At 54.1% G+C, this 19,113-nt stretch carries 16 protein-coding genes, 2 pseudogenes and 1 riboswitch; of the genes and pseudogenes, 14 read left to right on the plus strand and 4 right to left on the minus strand.

Features of this window, described 5'->3' with window-relative positions:
• Positions 1 to 145 precede the first annotated feature (145 nt).
• The 8 genes and pseudogenes from DQX05_RS18690 to narI all read left to right on the plus strand — a co-directional run bounded on the left by DQX05_RS18690 (position 146) and on the right by narI (position 9,061).
• Positions 146 to 1,345 (plus strand): nitrate/nitrite transporter, encoded by a 1,200-nt coding sequence (locus DQX05_RS18690; RefSeq protein WP_182914814.1) that lies wholly within the window; start codon positions 146 to 148, stop codon positions 1,343 to 1,345.
• A gap of 50 nt (positions 1,346 to 1,395) precedes the next feature.
• Positions 1,396 to 1,860, plus strand: coding sequence for a hemerythrin domain-containing protein (locus DQX05_RS18695; RefSeq protein ID WP_259392095.1), 465 nt, complete (start codon positions 1,396 to 1,398; stop codon positions 1,858 to 1,860).
• Positions 1,844 to 2,164 carry a hypothetical protein gene (locus DQX05_RS18700; RefSeq protein WP_147385205.1) on the plus strand — a complete coding sequence of 107 codons (321 nt, stop codon included), beginning with the start codon at positions 1,844 to 1,846 and terminating at the stop codon, positions 2,162 to 2,164. Before DQX05_RS18695 ends, DQX05_RS18700 begins: the two co-directional genes overlap by 17 nt.
• 85 nt (positions 2,165 to 2,249) lie before the next feature.
• Positions 2,250 to 2,510, plus strand: coding sequence for a hypothetical protein (locus DQX05_RS18705; protein WP_119795019.1), 261 nt, complete (start codon positions 2,250 to 2,252; stop codon positions 2,508 to 2,510).
• A 14-nt stretch (positions 2,511 to 2,524) separates the two neighbouring features.
• Positions 2,525 to 6,211 (plus strand): annotated as a pseudogene (locus tag DQX05_RS18710) (nitrate reductase subunit alpha).
• On the plus strand, positions 6,201 to 7,694 hold the full coding sequence (narH, locus tag DQX05_RS18715) for a nitrate reductase subunit beta (RefSeq protein ID WP_119795020.1): 1,494 nt from the start codon (positions 6,201 to 6,203) through the stop codon (positions 7,692 to 7,694). Before DQX05_RS18710 ends, narH begins: the two are co-directional and overlap by 11 nt.
• 3 nt (positions 7,695 to 7,697) lie before the next feature.
• Positions 7,698 to 8,354, plus strand: coding sequence for a nitrate reductase molybdenum cofactor assembly chaperone (gene narJ / locus DQX05_RS18720; RefSeq protein WP_119795021.1), 657 nt, complete (start codon positions 7,698 to 7,700; stop codon positions 8,352 to 8,354).
• 14 nt (positions 8,355 to 8,368) lie between these two features.
• A complete protein-coding gene (gene narI / locus DQX05_RS18725; protein ID WP_119795022.1) occupies positions 8,369 to 9,061 on the plus strand; it encodes a respiratory nitrate reductase subunit gamma in 693 nt (230 codons plus the stop codon).
• A gap of 201 nt (positions 9,062 to 9,262) precedes the next feature.
• Here narI and DQX05_RS32280 read toward each other — a convergent pair.
• Positions 9,263 to 9,455, minus strand: a pseudogene (locus DQX05_RS32280) (ABC transporter substrate-binding protein); the annotation flags it as partial.
• Here DQX05_RS32280 and DQX05_RS18735 point away from each other — a divergent pair.
• A complete protein-coding gene (locus DQX05_RS18735) occupies positions 9,446 to 9,889 on the plus strand; it encodes an LPXTG cell wall anchor domain-containing protein (RefSeq protein WP_119795023.1) in 444 nt (147 codons plus the stop codon). The pseudogene DQX05_RS32280 and the gene DQX05_RS18735 overlap by 10 nt on opposite strands.
• Before the next feature lie 294 nt (positions 9,890 to 10,183).
• Here DQX05_RS18735 and DQX05_RS18745 read toward each other — a convergent pair whose 3' ends face one another.
• The 3 genes from DQX05_RS18745 to DQX05_RS18755 form a co-directional block, all read right to left on the minus strand.
• Positions 10,184 to 10,432 carry a hypothetical protein gene (locus tag DQX05_RS18745; protein WP_119795025.1) on the minus strand — a complete coding sequence of 83 codons (249 nt, stop codon included), beginning with the start codon at positions 10,430 to 10,432 and terminating at the stop codon, positions 10,184 to 10,186.
• Positions 10,433 to 10,640: 208 nt separating this feature from the next.
• Complete coding sequence (locus DQX05_RS18750) at positions 10,641 to 11,729, minus strand: CAP domain-containing protein (RefSeq protein WP_259392096.1); 1,089 nt, start codon at positions 11,727 to 11,729, stop codon at positions 10,641 to 10,643.
• A gap of 126 nt (positions 11,730 to 11,855) precedes the next feature.
• A riboswitch (cyclic di-GMP riboswitch) is annotated at positions 11,856 to 11,945 on the minus strand.
• Positions 11,946 to 12,062: 117 nt separating this feature from the next.
• Positions 12,063 to 13,934, minus strand: coding sequence for an SLC13 family permease (locus DQX05_RS18755; RefSeq protein ID WP_119795027.1), 1,872 nt, complete (start codon positions 13,932 to 13,934; stop codon positions 12,063 to 12,065).
• A gap of 242 nt (positions 13,935 to 14,176) precedes the next feature.
• Between DQX05_RS18755 and DQX05_RS18760 the strand changes: the two genes are divergently transcribed.
• From DQX05_RS18760 to DQX05_RS32285, 5 genes are all read left to right on the plus strand, one after another.
• Positions 14,177 to 15,604 (plus strand): helix-turn-helix domain-containing protein, encoded by a 1,428-nt coding sequence (locus DQX05_RS18760; RefSeq protein ID WP_119795028.1) that lies wholly within the window; start codon positions 14,177 to 14,179, stop codon positions 15,602 to 15,604.
• 216 nt (positions 15,605 to 15,820) lie between these two features.
• Complete coding sequence (locus DQX05_RS18765) at positions 15,821 to 16,147, plus strand: aspartyl-phosphate phosphatase Spo0E family protein (RefSeq protein WP_119795029.1); 327 nt, start codon at positions 15,821 to 15,823, stop codon at positions 16,145 to 16,147.
• A gap of 140 nt (positions 16,148 to 16,287) precedes the next feature.
• On the plus strand, positions 16,288 to 16,962 hold the full coding sequence (locus tag DQX05_RS18770) for a metallophosphoesterase family protein (protein ID WP_119795030.1): 675 nt from the start codon (positions 16,288 to 16,290) through the stop codon (positions 16,960 to 16,962).
• Positions 16,963 to 17,069: 107 nt separating this feature from the next.
• Positions 17,070 to 18,302: a Rieske (2Fe-2S) protein gene (locus DQX05_RS18775; RefSeq protein WP_259392097.1), complete on the plus strand. Its 1,233-nt coding sequence runs from the start codon at positions 17,070 to 17,072 to the stop codon at positions 18,300 to 18,302.
• Positions 18,218 to 18,841: a hypothetical protein gene (locus DQX05_RS32285; protein WP_259392098.1), complete on the plus strand. Its 624-nt coding sequence runs from the start codon at positions 18,218 to 18,220 to the stop codon at positions 18,839 to 18,841. The genes DQX05_RS18775 and DQX05_RS32285 overlap by 85 nt, the downstream gene beginning before the upstream one ends.
• Positions 18,842 to 19,113 lie beyond the last annotated feature (272 nt).

Below are 19,113 nucleotides of genomic sequence, written 5' to 3' on the forward strand. Positions count from 1 at the left end.
CAAACGTCATTGAAAATGACGAGAGACTCCTCTTTTTTGTTTAAGAGAAAATCCCATTAGAAGTTTATTTATCCAATGGAAAGGCGATATTAAAGTCATATAGGCTTCGCCTTTTTTTCTACATAAGCAGGAGTGAACAACAAAAATGAACACATTGATCTCTAAAATTCAGCTTCCCCTGCAAACCACGAGTCTTATCGTCTCGTTCATGGTGTGGGTATTAATTTCGTCTTTATTGTCGTATATCGCAGCAGATATTTCTCTTACGGCAGGACAATCGGCATGGGTATCGGCCGTACCCGTCATCTTAGGCTCCTTGCTGCGTATCCCGGCGGGTTTTCTGGCCAACCGGTTCGGAGCCCGCTTTTTGTTTGCGCTGAGTTTTGCGGCTATGCTTATTCCCGTTGCCTATCTCTCGATAGCCCGGACATTTCTGGATTTGATCCTCAGCGGCTTTTTTCTCGGAATTGCGGGGGCAACCTTCTCCATCGGGGTAACCTCTTTGCCGAAGTATTATCCCGCAGAAAAGCACGGTACAATCAACGGCATTTACGGCATCGGGAATATGGGAACGGCGATTACGACCTTTGGCGCTCCATTGCTGGCGAATGCATTTGGATGGAGAGGAGCAGTCCAGTCGTATCTCTTGCTGATACTCGGTTTTGCCGTATTGAATTTGTTGTTGGGAGACCGGCATGAACCGAAGGTCCGCGATTCTTGGAGCGAACAGTTTAGACATGTCTATAAGAACGAAAAGCTGTGGTTTCTAAGCCTGTTCTATTTCATCACATTCGGATCTTTTGTCGCATTCACGATCTATTTGCCAAATTTCTTTGTTTCCCATTTTCACTTGGCCAAAGTCGACGCAGGCCTGCGCACGGCTGGGTTTATCGTACTGGCGACGCTGATAAGGCCGGTTGGCGGATATTTGTCCGATAAATTCAATCCGTTTCTTGTGCTCAAGCTCGTCTTTGCAGGGCTGACCCTGTCCGGGATCCTGCTGTCCTTTAGCCTGAATATGCCGTTATTTACTGTAGGCTGCTTGACGGTCGCCGCCTGTGCCGGCGTAGGCAACGGAGCCGTATTTAAGCTGGTTCCTCTCCATTTTGCCGGGCAGGCAGGGATTGTTAACGGCATCGTAGCCGCCGCCGGCGGACTCGGGGGATTTTTCCCTCCCTTGATTCTCACCCTTTTGTACGGTTGGACAGGCCATTATTCCATCGGCTTTATGGCGCTTTCCGAGTCGGCATTGGCCAGCCTGATCCTTGTTTTTTGGATGTCCTTTCAAGCCAAGATGGAAAACTGGACGCCCGTCGAAGCGAAACCTCCGCCTCGGCAGGATTAGCATACGGATTCCCTGCACCGGGATTCACACTTTAAAGGAGGCGAACAGCCATGAAAAAAAGCTTGACAGGCCCCGCCCTAAAGCATGTAGACAGCCATTCCGCAATTCATGAGGCGGCCTTGGAAGAGGCGAAGGAACTGACGGAACTTCTCGAGAGCTGTATAGAAGCAGGAAAGACGGACGAGGCGCTTGAACTGGCCTATCTCATTGTCGAACATTGGGAATCCCGAACCCTGCAGCATGCGCAAAGCGAGGAGGAGGGACTCTACAAAGAGGCGGTAGAAAGGAAGCCTCATTTACGCGATGCGGTCCTCATGCTGACGAGGGATCACAATCTGATGAGGTATCTTGTTGAGGAAATCAAGGAGCTGTTGGCCGAGGAGGGGGCCATCCGCGAGGCGTGGCTGCGCTTCTCTGCGCTGATTCACATCGATATGCTGCATAACCGGGACGAAGAGCGAATGATTGAAGCGGAAATCGAAGAGCTGGGGAATTCATATGAACAAACAAGCTAAACCCGCCTTTTGGCCGGAAAGGCTATTGATCGCAGGCCATAAGGGACTTTACCGATTGCTGATCTCGGTGCTGGAGGAGAAGCATATTCATCCTTACGACGTAAGAGCGGGGATCATTCATGCGCCGGAAGGCGCCACCGTTACGCTTCGATTCGGCGAGAATTTAGCGCAAAAGGCCGAACGTTTTTTTACTTGGGAAGAGATCCAGAAGGAGAACCCGGGGATCACCGAATTTTTCCGTGGTTCGGGCGATGCCATCCGGAGGTCTCTTATGGATGACTATTTCATTCGGATGAAGCCCTAATTGCCGCTTCGAGCTGCTGGGACCTTCTTGGTGCGGCACAGCGGCCTCATTGATCAAGAATGGAGTAAGCGAAAGGAGAGGCGTTATGGAGCTCGGCCAGGAAGAGGCGTTCCTCCAGCAGGATAGGGCAGATCTGCTCGCGCTCTTGGCGATCCGTTTTGGAACGGTCCCGGCCGGAGCGGCGGACAAGATTGGAGAAATCGGGGATCTCAACCGGCTCCAGAGACTGATCCTGGCCGCCTGCAACGTGCCGGAATGGAAGTTGTTCGAGGAAGAACTGGAGGAAGGCGAAGGGAGCAGACGGTTAGTGGGGGAGCGCTTTAACCCCATAGGAAATGATTTGTAAGGAAGGTGAGAACAATGGGCGGCAACAAAAACAAATTGTTTCAATCTCTAAAGCACTTAAAGCGGGGAGGGCGGATCAATCAGGATTGGACGGAGGAAAGTCCCCGCCCCCGGGAATGGGAGGACCTCTACCGAGGCCGATGGCAGCACGATAAGGTGGTCCGATCCACCCATGGCGTGAATTGCACGGGTTCCTGCAGCTGGAAAATCTTTGTGAAAGACGGCATCATCACTTGGGAAACCCAGCAGACGGATTACCCGACCACCGGCCCGGATTTTCCCGAGTACGAACCTCGGGGGTGTCCTCGCGGAGCCAGCTTCTCCTGGTATACATACAGCCCGACGAGGGTGAAATACCCCTATATCCGGAGCGATCTTCTGGAAATGTGGAAGGCGGAGCTGGCCCTTGGCCATAATCCTGTGGCGGCGTGGGCCAACATTGTCGGCGACCCGGACAAGCGCCGGCGCTACGTAGAGGGCAGAGGCAAAGGCGGCTTCGTCCGGGCGGACTGGGACGATGTGACTCGAATGATCGCGGCAGCGGTCATTCATACGATCAAAACCTATGGACCTGACCGGGTCGTAGGTTTTAGTCCGATCCCTGCCATGTCCATGGTTAGCTATGCGGCCGGCACCCGGTTTTTGTCCCTGATCGGAGGTACGATTCTCAGTTTTTACGATTGGTATGCCGACCTGCCGCCGGCATCCCCGCAGATCTGGGGGGAGCAGACAGATGTCCCGGAAAGCGGAGATTGGTATAACACGAAATATTTCATCATATGGGGAACCAATCTGCCGCAGACGCGGACGCCGGATGCGCACTTTATGGTCGAAGCCCGTTATAACGGAACAAAAGTGGTAGGCGTCAGCCCCGATTACGCGGAGTATGAGAAATTTGCGGATATTTGGCTGCCGGCCCGGGCCGGAACGGATGGGGCGCTTGCTATGGCCATGACGCACGTCATTTTGAAGGAGTTCTACGCCGAGCGGGAAATCCCGTATTTCCAGCAGTATGTCAAGACGTTTACCGACCTTCCATTTCTTGTCCTTCTTAAAGAGGAGGATGGCGGTCTCGTCCGCTCCGACTGTTTTCTGCGCGCGTCCGATTTGGGCCGCGCCGAAGAATTGGCGGAGTGGAAAACCGTGATATGGGACGCTGCGGCCGGAACGCCCTTTATTCCGAACGGAAGCCAAGGTTTTCGCTGGGATCAGGGGAGCAGATGGAATTTGGACCTGGAGCGGGAAGACGGCGCGGCCATAGATCCTCAGCTGACCTTTCTTCATGACGCTGATGAAACGCTGCTGGTCGACTTCCCTTATTTTGCGGAAAAAGAAGGGCAGACCGTACGCCGCGGCGTACCAGTGAAACACTTGAACGGGCTGGGTGGAGAAATCCTCAAGGTCGCGACAGTGTTCGATCTCCTGATGGCGCATGCGGGCGTCAACCGGAACCTCCCCGGCGATTATCCGGCGGATTATGACGATCCGAAGCCGTATACGCCGGCTTGGCAGGAAGAAATTACGGGCGTTAAAAGATCCCACGTCATTCAAGTGGCTCGGGAATTTGCGGACAATGCGGCGAAAACCGGAGGCAAATCCATGATCGCCATGGGCGGGGGTACGAACCACTGGTACCACAGCGATCAGATTTACCGCTGCATTCTCAACTTGGTCTTGCTGACCGGTTCCCAGGGCGTTAACGGCGGGGGCTGGGCTCACTATGTCGGCCAGGAGAAGGTGCGTCCTCTGGAAGGCTGGCAGCAAGTCGCCTTTGCGAATGACTGGACGAAGCCGACCCGCTTGCAGAACGGCACTTCCTTCTTTTATTTTGCGACAGAGCAGTTCCGTTACGAAGCGCAGGTTAACAAGGAGCAGGCAACGCCATGGGGCGGACGCTATAGCAAGATGCATCCGGCCGATGTCAACGCGCTGGCTGCCCGGCTCGGCTGGCTTCCCTCTTTTCCCCAGTTCTCCCAGAACTCTATTGACTTGGTTCGGGAAGCCAGGGAGAAGGGCCTGGCCACGGATCAGGAGGCGGCTCAATACATCGCCAAGCAAGCGGCTGCAGGGGAGATCCAATGGTCCATCGAGCATCCCGAAGATCCCCGCAACTTCCCGCGGGTATTCTTCAATTGGCGTTCCAATCTGTTGGGCGACAGCGGGAAAGGACATGAATATTTTGCCAAGCACTTGATGGGCTCGGAACACCAAGTGCTGACGGACACTCGAAATTCCTGGCGGCCGCAGGATGTCCATACGAACGATGTGCCCCCGGAAGGAAAGACGGACTTGTTCGTCAGCATGGATTTCCGGATGACCAGCTCGGGGCTTTTCTCGGATATCGTACTGCCTGCCGCGACATGGTACGAGAAGTTTGATTTGAGCAGCACGGACATGCATCCGTACATTCACCCGTTCAATCCTGCGATTACGCCGCCCTGGCAAGCTAAAAGCGACTGGGATGCATTCCGGGAAATCGCCAAAGTTTTCTCGGAGCTGGCGGAACAACATTTGCCTGCCTGCGAGGATGTCGTCATGTCTCCTCTGGCCCACGATACGCCGCAAGAAATCGCTCAGGCCTACGGTAAAATACGGGATTGGCGGAAAGGAGAGACGGAAGCAATCCCCGGCAAAACGATGCCGGCGTTCCAAATTGTTAAACGGGATTATCCGAATGTCTTCCGGAAAATGACGACGATCGGCCCTAACGTCAAAAGCGGATACGGCTCCAAAGGGGTAACGATTCCTGGTGAGCGAGTGTACGAAGAACTGGCGGAGCGGCTTGGCATTTCCCGCAGGGAAGGGATAGGCAAGGGGCATCCGGATATGTACACGGACAAGCAGGCAATCGAAGCGATACTGCTAATGTCCGGGGCAACCAACGGCAAGCGGGCCGTCGAAGGGTGGCGTTCCTTGGAGGCCAAAACCGGAAAGAAGCTCGCGGAGATCGCGGAGCCGAGGGAGGAGGACGCCTTTACCCTTGCGGACATTACCGCGCAGCCGCGGACGGCCATTTCGGCTCCTGTCTGGAGCGGATTGGAGAAGGACAACAGGCGGTATTCGCCCTTTACCCTAAATACGGAATACCGCGTTCCGTGGAGGACCTTGACCGGCCGGCAGAGCTTTTATCTGGATCACGAGATGATGCTCGACTTCGGGGAGGGGCTGCCGCTTTATTTGCCGCCGCTCGCCCATATTCCTTTTCTGAAGGGAGAAAAGGAAGTTCCGAACGGCGGGAAGTCCCTTACTATTCGCTATTTGACCCCTCATCAGAAATGGGGGATTCATACGATGTTCACCGAAAGCACGCAGATGGTGACGCTTTTCCGGGGCTGGCAGGTCGTGTGGCTCAACGAAAAGGATGCGGCATCCATCGGGGTCAAGGATAACGACTGGATTGAAATATATAACCGGAACGGCGCCGTCGTCGCCAGGGCTGTCACGACCTACCGTATCCCTCAGGGCATCGTGTACATGTAGCATGCCCAGGACCGTACCATGGGCGTGCCGGGGACAGCAATCAATAAGCAACGGGGCGGTACCCACAACAGCGTCACCCGCGTGACGGTAAAGCCCACCCATATGATCGGAGGATATTCGCAGCTAAGCTATGGGTTCAATTATTACGGTCCGACAGGCAACCAGCGAGACACGATCACCATTATCAGACCGCTCAAGGAGGTTGACTGGCTTGAGGATTAAAGCACAAGTTGCCATGGTGATGCATTTGGATAAATGCATCGGCTGCCATACCTGCTCGGTCACCTGCAAAAATACGTGGACCAACCGGCCCGGTATGGAATATGTCTGGTACAACAATGTGGAAACGCGGCCGGGACCTGGTTACCCCACGGAATGGGAAAACACCAACCGCTATAAAGGCGGGTGGGTGCTGAAAAACGGCAAGCTGACCCTCCGGGCAGGCGGACCGATCGCCAAGCTGGCAAGCATTTTCTATAACCCGGATATGGCTATGCTGGACGATTACTATGAACCGTGGACGTACGATTTCGATAACTTGATTCACAGTCCCCGGCGAAATCATGTTCCGGTCGCCCGCCCGAAATCAATGATTACCGGCGAGTTCATAGACAAGCCGGAGTGGGGGCCCAACTGGAACGACGATTTGGCGGGCGGGAGCGAGATTGTTCCCATGGATCCTAACGTGCGGAAGCTTCAGGAACATATCGCCATGGAGTACGAGAAAACGTTCATGGTGTACCTTCCGCGCATTTGCGAGCATTGTCTCAATCCGTCCTGCGTGGCGTCTTGTCCGTCCGGAGCATTATACAAGCGCGAAGAAGACGGCATTGTGCTGGTGGATCAAGAGGCTTGCCGCGGTTGGCGGTTCTGCATGAACGGGTGTCCGTACCATAAAGTCCATTATAACTGGAATTCTCATAAAGCCGAGAAGTGCAATTTTTGCTATCCGCGGACGGAGGCCGGTCTGGCCACGATCTGTTCTGAGACATGTGTCGGCAGACTGCGGTATATCGGCGTCGTCTTTTATGATGCGGACAAAGTGAAATCAGCCGCCTCGGTGGAAAACCCGCAGGATCTGTATGAGGCCCAACTCTCTGTGTTCCTTGATCCCTTCGACCCCGAAGTGATTAAGGAAGCGCACCGGGCCGGCATCAACGATGCCTGGATTGAGGCCGCGCAGCAGTCTCCGGTGTACAAAATGGCCATAAAGTGGAAGGTAGCTCTGCCGTTGCATCCGGAGTACCGGACACTGCCGATGGTATGGTATGTTCCTCCGCTGAGCCCTATCATGAATCACATTGCGGAGGAAGACCTGCAGACCGACCACTATATCCCGGCGGTGGATCAAATGCGCATTCCGATGGAATATTTGGCGTCCTTGCTGTCGGCGGGCGATACGGACGTTATTCGCCGAGTGTTGCTCAAGATGACGGCGATGCGCGTGCATATGCGCAATCGGTCAGTGGGAGGCATGGACGAACTGAAGCTCAGCCGGCTGATACAAGAGGCGGGGCTATCCGTCGAGGAGATCGAAGATATGGCGCGTTTGTTCGCCGTAGCCAAATACAGCGAGAGATTCGTCATTCCAACCGGGCGGCGCGAGATGGACGACGATCTCCACTACAAGCAGGGAGCCTGCAGCTTGGAAGGCATTGCACCGCAGGAGGGCGTCGTGATACGTCCGTATCGGAAGGGAGTGTAACTTGTGGAAGAACAACAGCGCTTAATACTGTTGGCGGTATCGCGGCTCTTGGGTTACCCGCAGGATGATTTTTTGAAGGAACGGGAAGAACTGGCCGTTGCCATTAGTAAGGAACCGGAATGGGAAGGATTCCGCGATCGGCTTCTCTCGGCAATGGCTCGCTTCGGCGAATTTACGTTGAGAGAGCTGCAGGAGCGGTATGTGCAGGTGTTTGACTGGAAGGAAAAGACGGGTCTATATCTGACCGCGCATGAATGGGGGGATAGCCGGGGGCGCGGGGCCGCGCTCGTTCTGCTTCAGCACATCGCGGCCGATTCCGGTTATGAACCCGCCGAAGGCGAACTGGCGGATTATCTTCCCGCGCTATATGAGCTCCTGGCGGCGGCTCCGGATAATGCGCATCTCCAAGCATTGAAGCGCCGTCTCGCCGTGGCGACGAAGCGGGTGCTCGATCATATGCCGGCCGGCCACCCCTATGAGGATTTGTTCGATCTCCTGGTTCACCATGTATTTGGTCTTCCTTCCCCCGAAGACATCTCGCTTCTTGAGCAGAAGAGGGAAGAGGCAGACCTGGATGAGCTTCCTTATCCTATCCTGTACGGCATGGACGGAACCGCAAGACAAGACTGCTCCCTGCCCAATATGAAGATGTGCACATGAATGGAGGTTCCTCAATGGCCGATATTTTCTGGTGGGTGGTGTTCCCTTATCTTACGCTGACCGTGATGATTGTGGGGTTGCTGTACCGTTTCGCGTTCCATCAGGTCAGCTGGACCGCTCCCTCAACGGAACTGTTTGAGAAAAGAGCGCTAAGAATCGGTTCGCCTTTGTTTCACTATGGCATCGTGTTCGCGTTCATCGGACATATCATGGGAGTTATGATACCGCGCGGTGTATACGAGGCCTTGGGTGTCACGGACGAACTGTACCATTTCTTTGCCATTGCCGGCGGAGGCATAGCCGGACTCATGGTTGTAGCCGGATTGGTTATCCTTCTGATCCGGAAGCTGACGAACCGCCGGGTGCACGTTCACTCTTCGTTCTCCGATTATTTTTCAGTCATTCTCGTACTCGTCATCGCCGCCCTGGGAACGTATATGACACTCGTGTACAATATCACCGTGACAGCTTATGAATACCGCACCACCATCGGACCCTGGTTTCGCAGCCTGCTGGTGTTCCAGCCCCGTTACCAATTAATGCGGGAAGTTCCGCTTCTGTTTCAAGTTCATGTGATTGCCGCGTTTCTGCTGTTTGCGGTTATCCCTTTTACGAAACTGGTGCATATGTTTTCCTTTCCCGCCCGCTATCCTGCCCGAGCCCCTCAGCAATACCGGTCGCGTAACGGCTATAAACGCAGAACATAGCGGGGCTGCGACTCCGGGTAAGTGTAAAAAAGCATCTCCGCTATAAGCAATAAGCCAAGGAGAAGCTAGCTGCGGAGTGAGGAAGGAGATGCCCTGTGAGTACGACGGATGATCGATTTGCCTCGCGGCTGGCATGACGCGGGCGCATAGCAAGGTCCCGGGCATTCTCCTTGCGAGAGCCCGGGACCTTCTTCATGATTATTATTTCGCGGCGGCTCTATATTTGTCCAAATATTCCTTTACCTTGGCCGGATCGGCTTTCAGTTCGTTCCCGGTTCTCGTCCTGGTTAATCGAGTACAGCACGGCTTTGCGAAGATCCTCGCTCTTCGCGACGTCGCGGTTTTTGGTATTGAACAGCAGATAGGAGACGGCATTGCTCTGAATTGTCTGCAGGGGAACGGAACCTGACCATTGACGCTGGTCTAGTCAAGTCCGGCGTCAAGCCGGAGCCGGAACGCCCTGATCCGGAAGGGCCGGGTTCAGGCGGTGGCGGGACGACAGATCCGGGTTCCGGCACCACTCCGGGCACGAAACCTCCTGACAACAGAGAAACGGTTCCCGGCACGATTGTAGAAGGACCGGACACGGTAGTCGGCGGTGAGACCGATCCGGGAGAAACCGTTCCAGGCACACCTGGAACGGAAGAGCGACCAGGCTCGAATGAACTCCCTGCGAACCGGCCGGGAGACCGCAAGAAGCCTGAACATCCGGCTGGATCAAGTCTGCCGGCAACCGGAGAAAAATCGCCGCTTGCTTCTTGGATTGGCCTGTTGTTCTGCGCTGCCGCAGTTGTCATGTGGCTCTCGCGCAAAAGAATGAAACAATAAAATGATGTGTTGGCGAAGTTTCAAGCCGCCCTTTGCGTAAAGGGCGGCTTCTTTTGGCCCAATTCCCTCAATCATATCTCAGAAGAAAATAGTATAGTCCCCCCCAGAAGTGCGGCTCCAAATGGCAATTCCAAGCAAGCTGCCGATGAGCATCAGTTTGATGCCTTCCTTTACGGTCCTCTTTTTCTTTGATTTTCTTATATTATGACTTGCCGCAACTCTGATGAGAGAAATCCCATTGTTATCACAGGGAAGCATTACGAGCCTCGGTGTTCCTTCCGAAAAGAATGCAATTTATTTGCTCAAAAACCATTTTTCTAGAGTTTTGTTTAGATGGACATGGAGCTCTGCGATGTCACTGACATCGCACCCTTCTTCCTCCAATGAGGTACATAGTGCTTCAAATAAAGGCATAATATCATCTTCTGAGCGAAGGCTGGCCGATAGTAAAATAGAGGCGCCCGCTGTGATTTTCTCGATCGAAATGCGGCTGGAAGCTGAGACATCGTCTTGCTTGATATTGGATGAATCCCAATGAACCATTACGATTCCCCCCTCAAATCAATAGTTACTTCACTGTATTGGTTTTCTAATCTAACAATAGCATATTATAACATCATAGAAATTATAGAAGACCAGTGAAGTAAAGTGCCTCTATTGAACTTTTAGAAAAGCAAAGGCTCTGGATAACGTAGCCTTTGCTCATCGACGTCAAATTGCCGCCTATGGGGGATCTATAACTTGGTTATCGTCATTTCGCACTCGGCGGCGTGAAGAAGTTTTGCGTATAATAGACTTGATAAGGTCCGCCGAAGGAGATTCCGACGCCAAGGCGTTCGAAATCGCTTAATATGTTTTTGCGGTGGCCGCTTGAATTCATCCAGTTCTCGTGGGCGAAGATGGCGCTTGTTTGTCCGGCCGCAATATTTTCTCCGGCCTTCCTGTAAGTGATGCCGTCTTGCTTCATCCGATCGAACGGAGACTGGCCATCGGGATTGTCGTGCGAGAAGAAGGTGCGCTTCATCATGTCTGCGCTGTGCTCCCGCGCCGTATCCGCAATCTCGTCGTCCCACTCAAGCGGTTTTTTTCCTTCGCGTACACGCACCGCATTGGTCAAATCCAGCACTTCCCGCTCAAAGCTTTCCCGCAATCGTTCGCTTGGCTTTCCATGAAAGCCTTTGAACGATAACTCTATGTTCTGATCGATGAGTTGGATCGAGGTGACCGTATTTTTCCGGCTCAGATCGTAAAATAGAGTAGCATATACCCCGCCGACCTGATGCAGGCTGTATTCTCCGCCGTTGTCCTTGAACTTATAGATCGTATTTCCTTTCTTGAGACTGGCAAGCGGGGAGCCGTAAGCGGCTTCGACTTCTTGTCTGGTCGACCCGAAGCCGATTCCACCGGCGCCAGTCCAATCCTGGGCGTTCGTATACAGGGCAACCACTTTGCCGTGCTGTACGCCGACCTGGATATAACGTTGATAATTCTGATTGTATATGTACCATTCGAAATTGTATTCGCTTAGATCTTTGCGGGCGGGTTCTCCAAGAATTCCGAGCAACTCCGATTCGTTCATCCCGATTGAGATGCCTTGAAGCTTGAATTCCGTGCCGCTAATCGTGCTGCTGGCTCCCGCGGCTACTGTAGTGGTGCGCAGCGCCCCGTCCGCTGCCGGAATGCTGTCCGCTTCCGCGTTGGCGAGTGAAGGTGTCAGGAACATTCCGATAGCCATTACAGCGCAGAGGAGTGCCGATGCATGCCGTCTCGCTGTTCGTCTATGTTGGCTATTCACGGTTGAGTTATTATTGTGTTCGGTCGTATATCGATGTGTACCCATAGCTTTCTCCCCATTCTATAACGAAATTAAACTACGCTAGAATGAGATGATAAACGGGGGCGCTCTGGCAATTAAAAAAGCGCCACCCTAAAGGCGGCGCCAAAAAGACGCAACAACTGTCGCAATTAGGGCAACCCGGCTATCATCGCATGCGCGCATGCATTAGACCCGTGGCTTTGCGTCCCCTGCTTTCGCTAGGGTTTGCCATTATCCATTTTTAGCGTATCTATTATATGTCCATTCTATCATTTTTGAGATGGAACGTACATACAAATTATCCTATTTTGTTGATGATAATACAAGATTGTCGAATGAGAGATCGTTTGCTAGCTTTCAAAACGGAAAGAAGAGCGGCAGCAGCGCTACCATGGCAATGCCAAGCAGCAGCTGAAGCGGCAATCCCACCCGGATATAGTCCATGAAGGAATATTTGCCGGCCGACATGACCAACGCGTTGGGCGGGGTCGAGAACGGGACGGCGAAGCACATGCTGGCCGCGATCGCGACGGCGAACAGATACGGTTGGGGATCGACGCCCAACTGCATCGCAGCGGTCATCGCGATCGGAGCGACCAGGACAGCGCATGCGGTATTGCTGATGAAGAGCGTCAGGATCGACGTCGTAAAATAGATGCCGGCGAGCAAGGCGAACGGCCCGATATTCCCGAGGGTCAGCACGAGCTTCTGCGAGAGCAAGGCTGCCGCGCCTGTCTTCTCGATCGCGATGGACATCGGAATCATGCCGCCAATCAGGACGATGCTCTCCCAGTTAATCGTCTTGTAGGCGGATTCCATACCGCGAAGACATCCCGTGGCTACCATCAGGACGGCTGCGATCATGACGGAGATGACGGCCGGGAATATCTCCAGAATGAGCAGCGCGATCATGAAGAGCATGATGCCGGCCGCGAGCGGCGCTTTATGGTTCATAGGCATCGCAGCTGCCGTCTCCAGCGGCTGGCCGACGACGACCACATCCGATTCCTCCCTTGACAGCCGGGCGATGCTTTTCCATGTCCCCTGAACGAGCAGGGCGTCGCCGAACCGGATTTTCTCGTCCTTGAGCTGATGCAGCAAATACTCTCCTTTGCGCTGAATCGCCAATATATTGATCTGGTATTTCTCGCGGAATCCCGACTGCTTCACCTGCAAATTAAGCAGTGGGGAATTCGGCGGCAGCAACACTTCGGCGATGCCGATCTGATCCGAAGCGTACCGCTCGGTATTCGGTTCGGCAGCTTGCTCGATCTCGGCGGCCCGATGGTCAAGCAGATGAAGCCCGCACTCCTCGGCGAATGCTTGCACGCGCTTGAACGGTCCATATACATACAGAATATCTTTGTCATGGATGATGGTCGCCGGACCGGCAATCTCTTGATTGATCGTCTTGAAGAACGGGTTCTTGTTCGATGTCCGGCGCCGAATCTCGATAATATGAACCTGGTATTGGTTCGGAATATCCAGCTCCTGCAGCGATCGGGATACAATCGTCGCTTCGTCGCCGGCCTGCACGCGGTACAGGTTCTGAGACAATTGGTACTGGCGGGCAAGCTCGTGCAGCGATCGCCCGTTCCGCTTGCGGCGCCCTTCGCCTTGTTCCTTCGGAAGCTGCCTGCTCAGAAGCAGCAGAAGACCGGTGCCGATCAGGAGGCAGACGATCCCGATCGGGGTGAAGGAGAAGAAGGACAGCCCATCGAACCCCGCCTGGGCGAGCGTCTCGCTGATGACCAGGTTGGGCGGCGTCCCGATTAGAGTCAGCATGCCGCCCATGCTGCTGGCGAACGCGATCGGCATCAACAGGCGTCCCGGGCTGATATTGGCGCTGGCGGCCATGCTGACGACGATGGGCAGCATGACGGCGACGGTGCCGGTATTGCTGACGAAGGCGCCAATTAGCGACGTGGCCAGGATCACGGTAATCAACAGACGCGTCTCGCTGCCGCCCGCGAGCTGAAGCATCTTGCCGCTGGCCAGCTTGGCGAGCCCGGTCTGGAAGATCCCGCCTCCGACGATGAACAAGCCGATCATCATGATGACGACGGAATTAGAGAAGCCGGACAACGCTTCGTTCGGCGTCAATATTCCAAGCAGGACGAGCAGGATTAGGGAACAGATGGCGACCAGATCCGATCGGATCTTCCCTGTCATGAAGAGAATCGCTGCAGCGGCCAATATAATAAGCGTAATAATGATGTCTGAATTCATAGATACGGAATAAAGCCCCTTTCTGTCGTGCCGATGATAGTCTGGAAATCTCCTAGTTAACATACTCTATAATACTTTCAAATCCCCGCATAAGGAATGAATTTTATGGGAAAATGTCATTTACAATGATATGAAATAATGATACTATTAAGGAGAAAAAAGGAAAAATGAATAAAATTACTCAGATCATGTCGAAGGATGCCGAATCATTCGCTCGATTGTCAGGAGGTAGATCGCAGGTTATGTCTATGGATGGGCAATGCAGAGCTTTGCGGTCGGAGATCGACAAGAAGATTAAGGAGAAGGGATATACGCTCCTGAAGGTAAGCGAATTGTCAGGCGTTAATCAAGGGCATCTCAGCATGGTGCTGAATGGGAATCCGCCACGTCCGATGACGGTGGAGCAGTTGGACAAGCTGGCTGCCGCTTTCGGAGAAGAGCAGGGCTGGCTATACGACTTATATTACGAGGAATGCTTCAAGAGCGAGAACGGGAAGCTGCGAAGCGGCGAGGAACGGCTGTCGAACAAGCGCGTTCGCTCCTATCTGGTCCGCTGCGCCGAGTTGAACCGCCTCGATTACGTTGAGAGTATCATAGCGAAGATGATGGACACGCTACGGGTTGCCTTGGCGCTGTTGTACGATGTCGCGGAGGAGCTGTATGCGAAGGGTCAGGTGCAGGCAGCTGTGCCTTTCTATCACTATGTGATAGAGAACGAGAAGGACAATTATGCGGAGCGATTCATTATGAGCCAATACCGGATGTTCCGGGCGTCGATCGGCCGGGACGCGCAGAAGAACTGGGAAGCGGTGATCGCCTTCTCTCCTTATCGGAAGCGGCTGCAGGAGCATCTCCAGCTTGAAGCGCTGCATTATTTGGGTAATGTATGCTACAGCTTATATCAATGGAGGCGAGCGGAACAGTACGCAGATGAACTTCGCGAGCTGGCATCGACAGTATATCAATATATGATTCGAGAGCGGAAGAAGGGGAACGACCCGAAGCTGCCTTCATCCGAATTCCCGCTGGTCGCCTATTATGGCGAAGGATATTTGATGAAGGGAAATGTGCTGGAGAGATGCAAGAGGTACACCGAGGCGCTGCAATATGTACAAGGCTATGAGAATTTGGATTGGTTTGAAGTGGTGGATGAAGCGGGACTTGTATTTATTGAGAAGTTCAAGCTGTGGGCACGAGGCAATTTGTACACGCTTGCAGTAAGTAGGGGCAACGAGAATGCCGTGGAGCCATATGTGGATTATTTGGCAGAGCATCCGGCAGAATTGCTGCCGGGATTGAACCCGATACTGATGTCCGCTTCGGAGTATGGATTTTGTGTTGATCATGTTCTGGACAGATTTTCGAAGCAGATTTCTCAGCTTAAGGATAGCGGGACCATCATTTACATAGAGCGGCTTCTTAACTTTCTGTACAACTACGCCACATATGAGGTCAAGAGACAACGATTCGACAGGGGGATAGATGGTATCCTGCGGTGTGTGAAGCTATCGTTCCTTAACAATCAGCCAGGCTCTGCCTATCGAAGTATGATGTTATTTGAAAAATATCGGCAATATGCATCAGAACAGCAACGGAAACTCTATCATTCGATAACAGACGGCTCGAAAACCTTGCATATGTACAATCACGGAGCGGGACTTGAAGTGTAACTCCGTTCATTTTCATACCGTTATCAAGTGTAAGTAATCTTGAAAAGGATGGCTGGGCACTTCCCTGCTGGGAAGTGTCTTTTTATGGCTCAAATTGGAATGAAAAGTGATAATTCGACGGTGTTATTAAATTTTTTTAACTAGGATGACGAAGGAATAATTGTTTATAATTGGAATTGTCAAATCATGTTGCTTGAGGGAGGGCAATCGTAGGAGATGGAAGACGTGAATAAGGGCGGTTCCTGCAGAATGGCGGAAAGGGGAGCGCTCCTTCATCGAAATGAGCTGTCGGCTCCTGGTGGAGAATGGATGATGAGCAGGCTGGAGCCGGAAGTGGAAGAGACGGATATACAAGCTCTGATGTGCAAAATCGAACAGATCCGAGCGCGAATGGTCCATCTGGCGATGGAAAATAATGATCTGCTGAATGAAAGGGCAATCCGGGAAAGTCAGCGGCTTGACAAATACATTGTGCTCTTCCAGAAGGCGAGATATCGGAACGGCAGCAAGCAGCAACGGGTCGGTGTGCTGCTTCACCAATAAGCAGGACGAAGACAGAGGTCTCCTGAGAGACGGAAGCCGGATTCACGGATAAGGACAAGAACGGAAAATATTCTGCATGCAAGGCTGGATAGGAAATATTCGCTCATGGTACGATGGAAAGAGAAGGAAGGATCGATACGATGGAGCGAATGCTTGTCATTAGCGATATTCATGGAGAACTGGAAAAGTTCGAGCGTTTGCTAGAGATGGCCTGCTATGACGTGAATCGCGATCAGCTCTTGCTGCTGGGCGATTATATTGACCGTGGCCCGCATTCAAGAGAAGTGCTCGCTAAGGTGCGGGAGCTGCAACAGTTGGGGGCCATCGTCCTGATGGGCAATCATGAGAAAATGATGCTCGACGCGTACCGCAATGAGGAAAAGGCGGTCGAGCGCTGGTTCCGCAACGGGGCGAAGCAGACGCTGCTGAGCTACGGCTATGAGGAAGAAGCACAGGGGCAGCCGGCGGCTATCCGCTGGACCGATGAATTGCTGGATGCCATCTCATTCGTGGACAAGCTGCCCTACTATTATGAGACGGATGATTATATATTCGTCCATGCCGGAGTGGAGCCGGGGATACCGTTGGCGGATTGCGATCCGCATAAGCTGGTCTGGATACGCGGGGAATTTCATAAGGGCTACAGCGGCCCGAAGACGGTCATATTCGGCCATTCCCCCACGAAGTTGCTGCATGGTTCGGACGAGGTTTATTTTGGAACCAATTCGATTATCGGCATCGACGGCGGCTGCGTATACGGTGGAAGGCTCAACAGCCTGGAGCTGCCATCCCGGCATATTTATTATATCGAGTAAGGAAAGGAGGAGATAAGGCGGCGAGCGCGTTCATCGCGGTCTGATTCCGCAAATCAAGGGTATTTCTTAACTCTGAGAGAGTAGACTGAACAGAGGAGGGATAATTGATGACGGACTGGCTGCATGCAGGAACATGGGAAGAGCTTCAGGAACAGGGAGCCAAGGTGATTAAGGGCGGCATTGCGGTGTTCGTGCATGCCGATGAAGTGTATGCCGTGGACAACCGCTGCCCGCACATGGGATTTCCGCTTCATATGGGCAGTCTCTGCGATGGCATTCTGACCTGCCACTGGCATCATGCCCGCTTCGACGTATGCAGCGGCGGCACGCTGGACCCTTGGGCTGACGATGTGCCTGTGCACCGGGTCAAGGTCGAGCGGGGAAGCGTATGGGTCGATCCGAGGCCCCAGGTCGCGAGCAGCGTGGAGAAGCAGCTTAGACGCTTGCGGGAGGGGATGGAGCAGAACCTGTCCCTCGTGATTGCGAAGAGCGTCGTCGCGCTTGTCGAGTCGGGCGTGCCTGCGGCGGACATCGCCAGGGTGGGCGTCGAATTCGGGACGACATACCGTTCCGCCGGCTGGAGCTCGGGGCTGACCATCTTGGCGGCGATGGTGAACGTGTTGCCGAAGCTGGACAAATACGGGCGCATTCTTGCCCTGTATCACGGCCTTGCCCGTGTGGCGCGGGACTGTGCCGGACAGCCGGCCCGCTTCCTGCAGCAGCCGCTGCCGGAGACGGAGCAGCAGGCGACAGAGCATCTGTCAGCCTGGTATCGGAGATGCATGGAAGTTCGCGATATGCGCGGAGCCGAACGGGTGCTGGCCAGCGCGATTGCCAGTGGCATGGAGCCGAACGAGCTCATGTCGATGATGATGACAGCGGTTACCGATCACTTCTATATGGACGGGGGACATACGCTCGATTTCCATAACAAGGCGTTCGAAATCCTGCAGCATATCGGTAGCGATTCCGCTGTGCGCGTCCGCAGCTCGCTCGTGCCGCTACCGGCCCGCGCCACCCGCAGCGAGGAACTGCAGCATTGGCAATCGCCGGTCAATCTCGTCGAGCCGTTGCGGGAAGCCTTCCGGGAGCTGGAGGGAATGACCTGGTCCGCCGCGGAGACGCCGCTTCGACCGGGGGCACGCCGCAGCAGGCCGAAGAAGAGGAACAGCAGCTTCTGGCCTTGCTTCTCGGCGACCAGCCGCTGCATTCGATCGAGGCGCTTACGAATGCGCTGCGAGCCGGACGCTCTCCCGTGCGGCTGGCCCAGCTCGTCGCTCTCGCAGCGGCGGACCGGATCACCCGCTTCCATACCCAGAACGAGTTCGGAGATTGGATAACGGTGCTGCATACATTCACGAACGCGCATGCCGTCCATGAGACGCTGCGGCGGAGTGCCAACGTCTTCACGGTGCGCGCCATCTATTACGCCGCTGTCACCGTATACCTGGATCGCTTCCTTAACGTTCCGGCCGCCCGCCGGCCGAGCGGTGAGCACGCGGAAGCGAATCCGAATTCGACTGAACCGAGCTGGCTGCTCAAGCTGCTCGATCGGCAGCAGCAGGTGGCGGAAGCCGGCGAGTGGCTGGCCCAGTATTTGCGTCAGAATGGGGACATCGATGCCTTGTTCAACACGCTCGGCCATGCCCTGTTGAGGGAGGATGCGGAATTCCATTCGTACCAAATGTACGAGGCGGCGAGCGCGGAGTATGACCGCTGGGACGCCGAGAGCGGTCCGCTGGCTGCACAGGCGAAGCAGACGATGCTGCTTGCCTTGACTCGTTATTTGGCCGCCCATTCGCCGACGGCGCGGGAACTCCCGCATACAGCGCGCATCGCGTGGCGCCTGCATCGGGGAGAGAAGCTGTTCGAGGAATAACAGGAGCGGGACATGACAGATGATCGTGCCTGCCTGTATTTCATCGAGAAGAGGGAATAGCAAGGCGTGGAATCGGCTTTCCGTAAGCAGCAGGGGGAAGCTGTTTTCACGCTTTTTCACATGCGTGCAAAGGCTGGCATGCCCTGGCGAAGTTCGCCCTCGTCTGAAGGATGACATCGATTCGCAGCCCAATTACCGCAACTTCCAGTTGACAGCAGGAATAGGCGCATAATATACTGCCTAGGTGGTACCGAAAAATATATTATAGTTCC

The organism is Paenibacillus thiaminolyticus, assembly GCF_003591545.1.
GTDB lineage: Bacteria > Bacillota > Bacilli > Paenibacillales > Paenibacillaceae > Paenibacillus_B > Paenibacillus_B thiaminolyticus_A.